The 12,917-nt window shown below is 64.3% G+C and carries 12 protein-coding genes, 1 tRNA gene and 1 pseudogene; 4 read left to right on the plus strand and 10 right to left on the minus strand.

The window, feature by feature from the left end; all coding sequences use genetic code 11:
• Nucleotides 1-109: 109 nt before the first annotated feature.
• From ACZ60G_RS42385 to ACZ60G_RS42410, 6 genes and pseudogenes are all read right to left on the minus strand, one after another.
• Nucleotides 110-805: an ABC transporter ATP-binding protein gene (locus tag ACZ60G_RS42385; protein WP_245567112.1), complete on the minus strand. Its 696-nt coding sequence runs from the start codon at nucleotides 803-805 to the stop codon at nucleotides 110-112.
• A gap of 141 nt (nucleotides 806-946) precedes the next feature.
• A pseudogene (locus ACZ60G_RS42390) lies at nucleotides 947-1,903 on the minus strand (ABC transporter ATP-binding protein); the annotation flags it as partial.
• On the minus strand, nucleotides 1,900-3,336 hold the full coding sequence (locus ACZ60G_RS42395) for a branched-chain amino acid ABC transporter permease (RefSeq protein WP_465817829.1): 1,437 nt from the start codon (nucleotides 3,334-3,336) through the stop codon (nucleotides 1,900-1,902). The gene ACZ60G_RS42395 and the pseudogene ACZ60G_RS42390, both read right to left, overlap by 4 nt.
• A complete protein-coding gene (locus ACZ60G_RS42400) occupies nucleotides 3,333-4,367 on the minus strand; it encodes a branched-chain amino acid ABC transporter permease (RefSeq protein ID WP_433598522.1) in 1,035 nt (344 codons plus the stop codon). The genes ACZ60G_RS42395 and ACZ60G_RS42400 overlap by 4 nt, the downstream gene beginning before the upstream one ends.
• Nucleotides 4,368-4,463: 96 nt before the next feature.
• Nucleotides 4,464-5,675: a branched-chain amino acid ABC transporter substrate-binding protein gene (locus tag ACZ60G_RS42405; protein ID WP_465817832.1), complete on the minus strand. Its 1,212-nt coding sequence runs from the start codon at nucleotides 5,673-5,675 to the stop codon at nucleotides 4,464-4,466.
• A gap of 232 nt (nucleotides 5,676-5,907) precedes the next feature.
• Nucleotides 5,908-6,525: an ANTAR domain-containing response regulator gene (locus ACZ60G_RS42410; protein ID WP_040688928.1), complete on the minus strand. Its 618-nt coding sequence runs from the start codon at nucleotides 6,523-6,525 to the stop codon at nucleotides 5,908-5,910.
• A 221-nt stretch (nucleotides 6,526-6,746) separates the two neighbouring features.
• On the opposite strand from ACZ60G_RS42410, the gene ACZ60G_RS42415 reads away from it, so the two are divergent.
• From ACZ60G_RS42415 to ACZ60G_RS42430, 4 genes are all read left to right on the plus strand, one after another.
• Nucleotides 6,747-6,833, plus strand: a tRNA-Leu gene (locus tag ACZ60G_RS42415).
• A gap of 140 nt (nucleotides 6,834-6,973) precedes the next feature.
• Entirely contained in the window at nucleotides 6,974-7,486 is a 513-nt protein-coding gene (locus ACZ60G_RS42420; RefSeq protein WP_465817834.1) for a monooxygenase family protein, read from the plus strand.
• A 244-nt stretch (nucleotides 7,487-7,730) separates the two neighbouring features.
• Nucleotides 7,731-8,351, plus strand: a complete 621-nt coding sequence (locus ACZ60G_RS42425; protein WP_465817836.1) for an arsenate reductase/protein-tyrosine-phosphatase family protein — start codon at nucleotides 7,731-7,733, stop codon at nucleotides 8,349-8,351.
• 98 nt (nucleotides 8,352-8,449) lie between these two features.
• Complete coding sequence (locus ACZ60G_RS42430) at nucleotides 8,450-8,860, plus strand: hypothetical protein (protein ID WP_465817837.1); 411 nt, start codon at nucleotides 8,450-8,452, stop codon at nucleotides 8,858-8,860.
• A 21-nt stretch (nucleotides 8,861-8,881) separates the two neighbouring features.
• Here the strand turns inward: ACZ60G_RS42430 and ACZ60G_RS42435 are convergent, their stop codons facing one another.
• From ACZ60G_RS42435 to ACZ60G_RS42450, 4 genes are all read right to left on the minus strand, one after another.
• A complete protein-coding gene (locus ACZ60G_RS42435; RefSeq protein WP_465817839.1) occupies nucleotides 8,882-9,787 on the minus strand; it encodes an acyl-CoA thioesterase in 906 nt (301 codons plus the stop codon).
• 2 nt (nucleotides 9,788-9,789) lie between these two features.
• Nucleotides 9,790-11,208 carry a pyruvate kinase gene (gene pyk, locus ACZ60G_RS42440; RefSeq protein ID WP_465817841.1) on the minus strand — a complete coding sequence of 473 codons (1,419 nt, stop codon included), beginning with the start codon at nucleotides 11,206-11,208 and terminating at the stop codon, nucleotides 9,790-9,792.
• A gap of 105 nt (nucleotides 11,209-11,313) precedes the next feature.
• Nucleotides 11,314-11,982: an amino acid ABC transporter permease gene (locus ACZ60G_RS42445; RefSeq protein WP_465817842.1), complete on the minus strand. Its 669-nt coding sequence runs from the start codon at nucleotides 11,980-11,982 to the stop codon at nucleotides 11,314-11,316.
• Between the two features lie 6 nt (nucleotides 11,983-11,988).
• Nucleotides 11,989-12,744, minus strand: a complete 756-nt coding sequence (locus ACZ60G_RS42450; protein WP_465817844.1) for an amino acid ABC transporter substrate-binding protein — start codon at nucleotides 12,742-12,744, stop codon at nucleotides 11,989-11,991.
• Between the last annotated feature and the right edge of the window lie 173 nt (nucleotides 12,745-12,917).

Raw genomic sequence — 12,917 nt, forward strand, 5'->3', positions numbered from 1 at the left:
CAACGCAGGCCAGCGTCTGATGTGCACGGCGAAGACCGAGCGCCAGCTCGGCCTTCGCCGTGCACATCCCGCCATCATGCCTGAAGGCAGCCACGGACGGGTCCGACTTTCAGCCCACGCCGAGGTAAGCCGACTTCACGGCGGGGTCGGTGAGCAGATCCCCACCGATACCGCTCTTGGTGACCTCACCGGTCTCCAGGATGTAGGCGCGATCGCTGCGGGTGAGCGCCTGCTGGGCATTCTGCTCGACCAACAGCACCGTTGTGCCCTGCTGGTTGATCTCGCTGATGATCCGGAAGATCTGCTGAATCACCATGGGCGCCAAGCCCATCGACGGTTCATCGAGCAGCAGCAGGCGCGGACGGGCCATGAGCGAGCGGCCGATGGCCAGCATCTGCTGCTCACCGCCGGAGAGCGTGCCGCCGACCTGCTTGCGCCGCTCGGACAGCCGCGGGAACAGCTCGAAGACCCACTCCAGCGTCTGTCCGTACTCCGCCTTCTGCTTGAAAGCCCTTCCGTAGCAACCCATATCGAGGTTTTCCTGGACCGTCATACCGGGGAAGACACCCCGGCCCTCCGGCGCCTGGATCAACCCGTGCGTCACCCGCTCGTGTGCCTTCATTTGGGTGATGTCGCGACCCTCGAACCTGATCTTGCCGCGGGTCAGCGGCAGCAGGCCGGACAGCGCACGCATGGTGGTGGTCTTCCCCGCGCCGTTGGCACCGAGCAGGGTCACCAGCTCACCCTCGGCGACACGGAGCGAAACTCCGTGCAGCGCTTGGATTCTGCCGTAGTTGACGACCATATCGTCGACCTCGAGCAGCGGCGGCGCCTCGCTGAAGTCGCGCGGCTCCGCTTTGCGATGCTCGCCACCGGCCGGAGTCGATTCGCCGACGGGCTGTTCCGGTTCGATCACTTCGGTTACCGCGGTGGCCTTTTCGGCTGCCGCGGCCTCGGCATCCGGCACACCCAGATACGCCGCGATCACATCCGGGTTGTCGCGGATGTCCGCGGGCAGCCCATCGGCGATCTTGCGACCGAACTCCAGCACCACGATCCGGTCCGTGACACCCATGACCAGGCGCATATCGTGCTCGATCAACAGCACGGTGAACCCGTCGTCGCGGATCTTGCGGATCAGATCCATCAGCGCCGATTTCTCGCTCGGATTGAACCCGGCGGCGGGTTCGTCCAGGCAGAGCAGTTTCGGTTCGGTGGCCAGCGCGCGGGCGATCTCCAATCGGCGCTGATCGCCGTAGGAGAGATTGCGCGCCTTCTCCACCGCACGCGGCGCGATTCCGACGAATTCGAGCAGGGCCATGCCGCGCTCGATCGCGTCCTTCTCCTCGCTGCGATGCCGCGGGGTGCGGAAGATCGCACCGGGTACCGAGGTCTTATGCCTGGCGTCGGTGCCGACCACCACATTCTCCAGCGCGGTCATCTCGCCGAAGAGCCGCACATTCTGGAAGGTGCGGGCAATTCCGAGCCGGGTGATCTCATTGCGCTTGGTTTTCGTCAGCGGTTTGCCATCGAAATACACCAGACCCGAGGCCGGTTTGTAGACACCGGTAATGGCGTTGAAGCAGGTGGTCTTGCCCGCGCCATTCGGTCCGATCAGTCCGAGGATTTCACCGCGGCGAATCTCGAAACTGACCTTGTCCAATGCGGTCAGACCGCCGAACTGCACCGTGAGCTCATCGGTGCGCAGCAGCGGCGCACCCACCGCGGTCTCGATATCGCGGTGCGGCGCAACCACATCCGCGACCACCTCGGCATCGGCGAGCACCGGGATCACGGCGGTGACATCGACCTCGCCCGCGCTCTCGACCTCGGGCGGGGCCGCGTAACCGGCGGCCATATCTTCGTTGTCGAACAGGGCGTCACCCGCGCCTGGCCCGGTCATCGTCGCGCTCCGATCAATTCACGCTCACCCGGTTTGCGCACGGCCTGATACACCTGCCTGCCGAAGGTCAGCAGCTTCTGCCGCACCGGGAACAGACCCTGTGGCCGCAGAATCATCATGACCACCAAGGTAATTCCGAAGTACATGTACTTGAGGTCACCGAGGGACTGCGCACCGCCGACCCGGAACAGCAGCACGCTGCCGAGCAACAGTGCACCCAAGACGCCGGTGACCACCATGCCGAGGATGCAGCCGCGCCGCGGCCACGCACTCAGACTGTCGCCCTTGTACCTCCACACGAGGACCAACCCGACGAAGACCAGCACGTCGATGGCCAACAGGATGTACCCGGTGGATTCGTTGCTCACCAATTTCACCGACTGCAGCCGCGCGGGCAGATAGGCAATGATGAACGCGCCGAAGATGACTCCGAGCTTATTGCCCTGACCGCCGATGACGACCGCGCACAGGAACAGCATCGAGTTGATGATGTTGAACCCGGTCGGATTGATGAACTGCACCTGACCGGCGTAGATCGCACCGGACATGCCGCCGACGGCTGCGCCGATCAGGAAGGCCCACAGCTTGAATTTGAAGGTCGGCACGCCCATGATCTCGGCGGCGTCCTCGTCCTCGCGAATGGCCACCCAGGCGCGGCCGACCCGGCTGCGTTCCAGATTGCCGACGATCAGCAGCACGATGATCACGAGCACCATCGCGAACCAGTACCACCACGTGCCGTAACTGGCTCGGTCGAGCAGATTCGCGCTGTCGGCATTGCCGCTGTTACCGCCGGAGAACACACCCTCCGGCTTGCTGGCGGATTCGCCGATATGCGGGAAGGCGACACCGGACAAACCCAGGCTGCCATTGGTGATATCGGAGAGATTGTCGGCGAGCAGCCGCACGATCTCACCGAAGCCGAGGGTCACGATCGCCAGATAGTCACCGCGCAGCCGCAGTGTCGGGGTGCCGAGGATGATGCCCGAGATGGCCGTCACCGCGACCGCGATCGGCAGACAGGCCATCCAGGCCCAGGTCGGATTCAGCCAGCCACCGTCGGTCTGATTCCACGGACTGTTCGGACTGGTGAGCAGGCCGACCGTATACGCGCCGATGGCGTAGAAGCCGACATAGCCGAGGTCGAGCAGACCCGCCTGCCCGACAACGACATTCAGGCCGATGGCGATCAGTGCGTACATCGCGACCTGCGCCATGACCAGACCGAAGTTGTAGCCGGGGGTATCCAGCAGCGGCGGCGGGAACAGCGGAAGCAGTGCGAGCAGAATGAGGATCGGCACGCCGACACCCCATTGCGCGGGGCGGCTCAAGCCGTCCCACCAGGTCCGAATCGCGTCTCCGACACCGTGTTTGGGCGAGGCCGCCTTGGTCGTCTCGGGTACCGAGTCCGGGGTTTTGGTCGAGTCGGTCATGCGCGGGCCCTCCCGAGACTCTCACCGAGGATGCCGGTCGGGCGCACCATCAGCACCAGCACCAGCACGACGAACGCGACGACATCGCGCCACTCCGACCCGAGCAGCGACTGGCCGTACTGTTCCACCACACCGAGCAGGATGCCGCCGAGCAATGCGCCGCGCAGATTGCCGATGCCGCCAAGTACCGCGGCGCTGAATGCCTTGATGCCCAGGATGAATCCGCCGGAGTAGATGATGCCCTGCGGGATCTTGATCGCGTACAGCAGCGCGGCCGCACCGGCGAGTACACCGCCGATGAAGAAGGTCAACATGATGACCCGCTCCCGCGAAACGCCCATCAGCGTCGCGGTATCGGGATCCTGGGCGACGGCACGGATGCCGCGCCCGAATTTGGTCCGGTTGATCAGCACCTCGGTCACGATCGCCAGCGCGATCGCCGCGAGGACGATCAGAAGTTTGATGTTGTCGACCTCGGCGCCGAAGAAGCTGAACTGCACGCTCGGCTCGACCAGTTTGATCGGCTGCTGCGCGTTGGTGCCGCCGAGTTTGGGATTGATCTTCGGCAGGATGAAGTGCACGAATTCCTGGATCACGAACGACATACCGATCGCCGTGATGAGGAAGCTGAGCGGTTTGGCCCCGCGTTTGCGCAATGGCCGATAGGCCACACGCTCCAATCCGACCGCGGCGCCACCGGATACCAGCATGCCGATGATCATCGCCAACGCGAGATAGGTGACCGTCAGGATGATGCCCTGGGTGTACACATCGGGATTCGCCACGAATCCGAACAGCATGAGCCCGACCAATTGACCGAACATGCCGAGCATGAATATTTCCGAATGGGCGAAATTGATCAGCCGCAATACGCCGTAGACCAGGGTATAGCCCACGGCGACCAAGGCATAGATTGAGCCGTAGGTCACCCCGTCGACGGTCAGTCGCCAGAAGTTATCGATCACTCCGTGGTAGTTGAAGTCGATCGAGCCGGCGAGTTGTGCTGCACCGGCCAATGCCGTTGATGTCATTCGTCTTTTGCCCTCATTCATTCGCCCACCCGACACGGCGGCACGTACGGGGATTCCACGAACCCCTGTACGTGCCGCCGTGCGGATTGTCTAGGGCTACTTGACCTCGTAGATCCAGATCAGCGCGTTGGACAGTTCACCGGTCGGGTTCCACTTGTACTGACGCGCAAGACCGGGGCCGTCATAGGAGCGCACGTATTCCAGCAGGTCCGGACGGGTCAGCTTGCCGCCGTCGATGCCCTTGGCCAAGATCGTGGTCAGATCGTAGCCCTCGACCGAGTACACGCCCGGCTCGGCGCCATTGAGTGCCTTGTAGTCCGCGGTGAACTTATCCGGCGCCGGACCACACGGGCAGGACAGCACCGCACCCTTGGCCGAGCTACCGGCCTGGGCGACGAACTGCGGATCGTTGGTGCCGTCGGCGGAGACGAAGACCGCCTTGACGCCACCGGACTTCAGCTGCTGGGCCAGCGGGGCGCCCTCGGAGTAGTAGCCGGAGTAGAAGACGGCGTCCGGCGCGGCGCTCGCGATCTTGGTGACCGTGGCGGAGAAGTCCTTGTCGCCCTTCTTGATGCTGGCGTTGCAGGACGCGTCGTTGGCCGAACCGAGGCCCTCGATGATCGTCTTGGCCAGACCGGTGCCGTAGTCGGTGTTGTCCTGGATGACGCAGACCTTCTTGTAGCCCGCGGTGTTGACCAGGTACTTGCCGACCGACGGACCCTGCACGCCGTCATTGGCCAGGCCGCGGAAGAAGCTGGTCCAACCGTTCTGGGTCAGCGTCTCATTGGTGGCCGAGGCGGTCGTCGAGACCAGGCCGGCGTCGCTGAGGATCTTGCCGGTCGCCTTGGTCTCACCGGAGAACGCCGGACCGACCAGGCCGATGATCGACTTGTCGTTGACGATCTGCGGGATGACCTGGGTGGCCTTCTGCGGGTCGCCCTCGGTGTCGAACTGCTTGAGCTCGATCTTGCAGCCCGGGTTGGCCTTGTTGTGCTTGTCCAGTGCAAGCTTCACGCCGTCGACGATATTGATGCCGAGGGCCGCGTCCGGACCGGTGAGCGCACCCGCCATGGCGATCGCGGTGCCCGCGGGGCAGGTGGCCTTACCGTCGCCTGCGGGGTCGGCGGCCGAGGCGCTGTCCGACTTCGGCACCTGCTTGCCGTTGGCGTCGATCTGCATGACCGGCTGGATCGTCAGACCGCCCGCGCCACTGGTGCCGGAGGTGCCCGAACCACCGTCGGTCGATTTATCGCTACACCCTGTCAGCACGAGCGCGGCGGCGGCACCGATGGCCAATGCACCCCGCATCGAACGACTGCGCCATGTCGAACTAAGCACGTTTCACCTCTACGTCCTGTGCTCCCCCGGGCTCTCCTCCGAGGAGGCCGACCACGTCAGCCCGGTCAGAACATAGCGTTGGTACGTTAGCTCCGCATCACATTCGGATCATCCGATCGACTTCGTTTCGAATTTTTCATCGCGATCGGGTTTCCGGAAAGTAAAATTTCCGGCGTTGTACCGCCGAGGCGCAAGGACGGGCCTACTTCGGGGCCAGATTTTCCAGCACGACCTCGGCTACCGCCTTCATGGTAGTGCGGCGGTCCATCGCCGTACGCTGAATCCACTTGAATGCCTGCGGCTCCGATAATCCCTGGGTCTGCATGAGCACGCCCTTGGCCCGCTCGACCAGCTTGCGCGTCTCGAGGCGGTCGGCCAGATTGGCGACCTCGCTCTCCAGCGCGGTGATCTCATGGAAGCGGCTGGCCGCCAATTCGATGGCAGGCACCAGATCCGACTTCGTGAACGGCTTGACCAGATACGCCATCGCACCGGCGTCGCGGGCCCGCTCGACCAGATCGCGCTGACTGAATGCGGTCAAAATCACAACCGGCGCAACGCGTTTCGACGCGATCTCGGCCGCGGCATCGATACCGTCGCGGCGCGGCATCTTCACATCCATGATGACCAGATCCGGCCGATGCTCCACCGCCAGATCCACCGCCTGCTGGCCGTCGCCCGCCTCACCGACAACCTGATAGCCCTCTTCGGTCAGCATCTCCACCAGATCCATGCGGATGAGCGCTTCGTCTTCCGCGACGACGACCCGCTTCGCCCCGGCGTCCCGCTTCGTGCCGGCGCCCCCTGCTGTGTTGCTCATAGGTAGACCCCTCTGGTTCCGATGCCGTGTCCCCGACACGCGAACGAGTGGCCGCGGTCCGGGCACCGGTCCAACGCCCACTATCGCCGTCGAGTGATGTAAAGAGTACCTTTCAGTTCCACATACAACCCATATACCCTGCGCAAACCGGGCGTCGATCACTTCTGACCCAGCCCATTCGTGATTTTCGACAGTGACCCGCTATGCTTTTCCACCGGTGCGCCGATTTGGCGGAACTGGCAGACGCGACGGTCTCAAAAACCGTTGTCCGAAAGGACGTGTGGGTTCGAGTCCCACAATCGGCACCAGCTGGTATGCGGCCCATGCTCTTGGAGAGCATGGGCCGTCTTACTGAGGTCCGCCCGGGCGGCGATCGAACTAGGGCGCGGGCTGTCTCGTAGTTCGGGCGTAGGGTTTGCAGTGGGCGGCCCGATGCGGAGGTGCCTCGATGCGGGTGAACAGGACCACTGTCGATCTGTCCGGGTATCCGGATCTGGTCGTCATCTATCTCGGGATGCGCGTGCGCAAGCCTCGCGGGATCCTGCGATTGCTCGGTCTGGGCCCGAAACTGTATCGGTCGCACAAGGATCGGCCGGACGGGCTGCTGTTGCACGAGGACGTGATCTGGGCGCTGTTTCCGCCGCATTGGGGAGCGCGGCAGTATTGGCGGGATCTGGATTCACTGGAACGGTGGACACGCTCTGCGCCGCATCGGGATTGGTGGCAGAAGTTCCTGCGCGACTCCGGCGGGACCGGGTTCTGGCACGAGGCCTACTTCATGCGCGGCGGTATCGACGCGATGTACGACGATATGGAAGGCGCCTCCGGCCTGCCGCGGTTCGCACCCGTCGTGGCTTCGCGCGGCCGGATGTTCACGACCCGGGGGCGGGTGCACGGGGAAGCGGACAAGACGGCGCCGGTCGTCGCCGAATCCACTTACTACCGTGGGGAGTCCGAGTAAATCCGATCCCCAACCGTGGCAATACTGTGATGGTTGAAACCGCGCGCGCCGGGTACTTTCAGCAGGACGCCCAGACCTCGATTACCGATCGACCACCTAGCGGCAACGCGTATCGAGCGTCTATCCGAATACCGGGGCGTACTTCGTGTACGGCACTTGACCAGCAGATGAATATATGTTCCGCGGGCTGTGATTCGATCTCGACAGCCTTCTGGTCGGCCCGTGCTCGGCCTACCGTATCCGCATGCACGTCCTGTTCGTCTGCAACGGCAATGTCTGCCGTTCGGTAATCGCCGAGCGGCTAACCCGCGCCGTAGCGGTCGAATACAACCTGCCCGGGCTCACCGCGGAGAGTGCGGGAACCCGTGCGCTGGTTGGCTTTCCGATCGAACCGCTCGCCGCGCGGACGATCGAGGGGCTCGGCGCGGGCGCCGACCATTTCCGGGCACGCAAACTCAAGCCGGAGCTGATCGACCGCGCGGATCTGGTGCTCGCCATGACCGAGCAGATCCGGGATCAGGCGGCGCAGATGGCGTTCGGCGCCGGATCGCGCACCTTCACCCTCTTGGAGGCGCATCGCATCGCCAAGGTCACCGGCGCCGAGACGATCGCCGATCTGGACAGCGCCCGCCACGACCTCGCACTCGTCGGCCGGGAGAATATCGCCGACCCGGTCGGACTGTCGGAGGCCGCGTTCTGCGAGGTGGGCGACCGCATCGCCGAGGCATTGGTGCCACTGCTGCTGGCGTTGGCGCCGCACGAGCAGCAAAGGCCGGACGAGGACGAACGCCCCGGCCTCGTGGTGGCCCCCGGAGCGCGTCCCGCGCCGCTGGCCGCCTTCCTTGCCGCCCAGCGGATCCGGTGACACGCAGGGCCCGGTGTCCAATTAGCGGGTAAAGGGATTACACTCGCGCGCGGAATAACTTCCGCCGTTGATGGTTCGACACACGACAGGAATCAGACATGCCGAAACGAATTTCGGATGTTTCGCTCCATGTTTATGTGACACCGGAAACCCTCGATCGCGTCGTCGATTCGGTGCGGGAGGTGGTGGACGACCACCTCCAGGACCGCGATGTCTTCGCCTGGCGCTTCACACTGCCGGTCGAGCCCGACGCACCGGAACACCTACTACTCGAAACCCAGTGGCGGGTAGAGCATCCCGGCCAAGAACAGGGCGCCAGACGCACCTACGAGATCGCACTCAGCCTGGTCGGTGCGCCGCGCGATCTGACCACACCGAGCCTGAGCGCGCTGGAGAAGCGCCTGATGTTGGAAACCGCAAGCTGCCCAATGGATCCGGAGATCCCGCGGACCATCAGAGTGCAGCGCCGCGACAGCTTCGACTTCGAAACCGAGCGCGAATCCCTATGATTTGCGCTCGGTTTCGCAGTATCAGCGCCGCGCCGGGAAGTGGCGGATAATGCCTTCCTGGACCGTGGTGGCGAGCAATTCGCCGCTGCGGGAGAAGAATCGGCCCGTGGCCAGGCCACGCGAACCAGCGGCCACCGGGGATTCGGTGGCGTAGAGCGCCCAATCGTCGAAGCGGAACGGGCGGTGGAACCAGATCGAATGGTTGATCGTCGCGGCCACGATGCGGTCCAGACCCCAGGAAAGGCCGTGCGTGGTGATGATCGAATCGAGCACCGTGGTGTCGGACGAATAGCCAAGCGTCGCAACGTGAATCAGCGGATCGTCGGGCAGCCTGCCATCGGCCCGCATCCACACGCGGTTGTGATTGAGCCGCTCCCCCGTGCCCTTCAGGATCCAGGCCGGATCATTGGTGTAGCGCATATCGATCGGGTGCGGCGCCTTGACGAACATCTCCAGCTTGTCTTCCAAGCCTGCGAAGCTCTCCTCGACGCGCGGCAGCGTCTCCGGATCCGGTACCTCCGGCTGGGCGTGCGCGTGCTCGAGCCCCTTGCCCCAATCCTGGAACGCGGCGAGCATGACGAACAGCTCCTGACCGTCCTGGGTCGCGGTGACCGTGCGGTTGGCCAGCGAGCGCCCGTCGCGGTGGCGGTCGACCTGATATTCGATCGGCTTCTTCACATCGCCACCACGCACGAAATGCGCGTTGACGGCGTGCAACGGACGGTCGCCATCGACCGTCCGTCCCGCCGCCATGATCGCCTGCGAAACCAGCTGACCGCCGAACGTACGGCTCCAGACCTTCTCCGGATGCTGGCCGACGAAGACATCCTCGTCGACCTGTTCCAGATCGAGCAGTCCGAGCAGCACGCCGAGGTCGGTATCCGCTGCGGCCCGAAGACCGACAGCACCACCTAGCGAAGCACTCACGGCTAATGGTCCTCCTCACCGATACGGTGCACATGGATCAGATTGGTGGAGCCGACAGTACCGGGCGGGGAGCCTGCCACGATTACCACCAGATCACCTTTTTGGTATCGCTCCATGGACAGAAGTGCTACATCCACCTGGTGGATCATCGCATCGGTGCTGTTCACCGTCGGGACGATGAAGGTTTCGGTGCCCCAGGTGAGCGACAGCTGGCTGCGCACTTCGGGAAGGGGGGTGAACGCCAGCAACGGCAGCGGGGTGTGCAGACGCGCCAGCCGGCGAACCGTATCGCCGGACTGGGTGAAGGCGACCAGCGCCTTGGCATTGAGCCGCTCGCCGATATCGCGGGCGGCGTAGGAGATCACACCGCGCTTGGTGCGCGGCACGTGAGTCAGCGGCGGCACCCGGGTGGATTCGGTCTCCACCGCATGCACGATGCGTGCCATGGTGCGAACCGTCTCGATCGGATACGCGCCGACCGAGGTCTCACCCGACAGCATCACCGCATCGGCGCCGTCGAGCACCGCATTGGCCACATCGGAGGCCTCGGCGCGGGTCGGGCGGGAGTTCTCGATCATCGACTCCAGCATCTGGGTCGCTACGATGACCGGCTTGGCATTCTCGCGAGCCATCTGGATGGCCCGCTTCTGCACGATCGGCACCTGCTCGAGCGGCAGTTCGACGCCGAGGTCACCGCGGGCGACCATGACCGCGTCGAAGGCCAGCACGATGGCCTCGAGATTGTCGATGGCCTCGGGCTTCTCCAACTTGCCGATCACCGGAACGCGGCGGCCGACCCGGTCCATCACGTCGTGCACCAGCTCGACATCCGAGGGTGAACGCACGAAGGACAGCGCGATGAAGTCCACGCCGAGCTTGAGCGCGAATTCGAGGTCGTCGATGTCCTTCTCCGACAGCGCGGGCACGGAGACGTCCATACCCGGCAGCGAGACACCTTTGTTGTTGCTGACCGGTCCGCCCTCGGTCACCCGGCAGACGACATCGTTGCCCTCGACCCGAGTGACCGTGACGCCGACCTTGCCGTCGTCGATGAGCAGGCGGTCGCCCGGTTTAGCGTCCTTGGCCAGCTCTTTGTAGGTAGTGGAGACGCGATCGTGGGTGCCATCGATCTCGTCGACGGTTATGCGGACCTCTTCACCGTTGGCCCATACGGTCTTGCCCTCTGTGAAGCGGCCCAGCCGGATCTTCGGTCCCTGCAGGTCGGCGAGAATGCCGACCGCCCGGCCGACATGGTCCGAGGCCTGCCGCACCTTCTTGTAGTTCTCGGCATGGTCGGAGTGCTCGCCATGGCTGAAATTCAGCCGCGCCACATCCATGCCGCTCTCGACGAGTTCCCGAATACGTTCCTCGGTAGCGGTCGCTGGGCCGAGAGTGCACACAATCTTCGTCCGTCGCATCACGAGTAGAGCCTAGTCCCGTGTAGTGCCCCTAGCCTGCTGTGGCCTCGGTGAAAGCTAGGTGAAAAATATGTACGAAGGCTTAGCGGAAAGTACAAACGGGCCTCGTCAGCGGGCGACATGGCGGGACAGCCGAGTTTCCAGACGGGTCTGGCCGAAGCCGAGGACCAGACAGATCGCCCAGTAATACAACGCGGCGACGCCGTACAGGGCGAAGAAGTCGAAGGTCGGTGCGGCGGCAAGCTGCGCGGTGCGCAGGAGTTCGGTCACCAGAATGGTCGAGGCCAGCGAGGTGTCCTTCACCAGAGAGATGAGGGTGTTGGACAGCGGCGGCACCGCGATGCGCGCGGCCTGCGGCAGGATGATCAGCCGCAACTCCTGCGCATACGACATGCCGAGCGCCTTGGCCGCCTCCCACTGCCCTTCCGCGACGCTCAGGATGGCGGCGCGCACCACCTCGGCGGCGTAACCGCCGACATTGAGGCTGAAGGCGATCACCGCCGCCGGGAACGGGTCGATGACGATATCGAACTGCGGCAGCGCATAGAACACGATGAACAGCTGCACCAGCAGCGGCGTGCCCCGAATGATCGAGATGTAGAACCTGGCGGGCGCCGAGAGGAACCACAGCGGTGACATCCGCGCCAGCGCCACGAACAACGCGATGACCAGACCGATGACGAAGCTGATGGCGGTGAGCGGGATGGTCTTGTCGATCGTGGCCTGCAGCATCGGCCACAGGTTGTGCCAGATCAGCTCCCTGGTTGCGGGATCCACGGACGGCTATTTGCTGACGTCGGTGCCGAAGTACTTTTCCGAGATCTTGGCCAGCGTGCCGTCCGCGCGCAACTGGTCCAGCGCGGTGTTCACCTGGCCGATCAGCGCGTCGTCCTTGCGGGCGGCGAACGCCTGGTTGCTGACCTCACCGGCCTTGGCGGCGATCTTGACGCCGGTGGCGCCGTTCTTCTTGATGTAGTCGAGCGCGACCAGGCTGTCGTTGACGGTCGCGTCGACGCGGCCGGTCTTCAGCAACTGGACCGCCTGCACGAAGCCCTCAACCGCCTCGACCTTCGCACCCGCGCCCTGGGCGACCTTGGCCCAGTTACTGGTCGCCGACTGCGCGCTGGTCTTGCCGTTCAGGTCCGCGAGCGAAGTGATGTTGTTGCTGTCCGCGCGGGTGAGGATCACGCCCTCGGAGGTGGTGTAGGACTGCGACAGGGCGTACTTGGCCTTGCGCTCGTCGGTGATCGACACCTGGTTGGCGACCAGGTCGAAGCGCTTGGACTCGAGACCGGCGAAGATCGCGTCCCACGGCGTCTGCACGAACTCGATCTTCTTGCCGATCTTGTCCCCGACCGCCTGGATCACCTCGATGTCGTAGCCGGTGAGCTTGCCGTCGGAGCCCTGATAGCTGAAGGGCGAGTAGGTGCCTTCGGTGCCGACCTTCAGCACGTTCGGATCGCTGCTGCTGCCGCAGGCGGTGAGCCCGGTGGCTGCGACGATGGCGAGCATGGCGGCGGCGAATAGCTTGCGGCGCACGGAAGTCCCTCTCTCGACACAAAAACCCGGCTCAGGCTACGCCAGGAAGATACCGACCGACAGTATTGCGATCACGGTGCGCCGAATCCTCGCACAGCCTGCCGAAAATGGCGACGGGCCCCGTCACATCGTCATCCGATGCGACGGGGCCCGTCGGTAGATTGTTCGCGGCG

The sequence above is a fragment of the Nocardia sp. NPDC102475 genome (assembly GCF_055584605.1).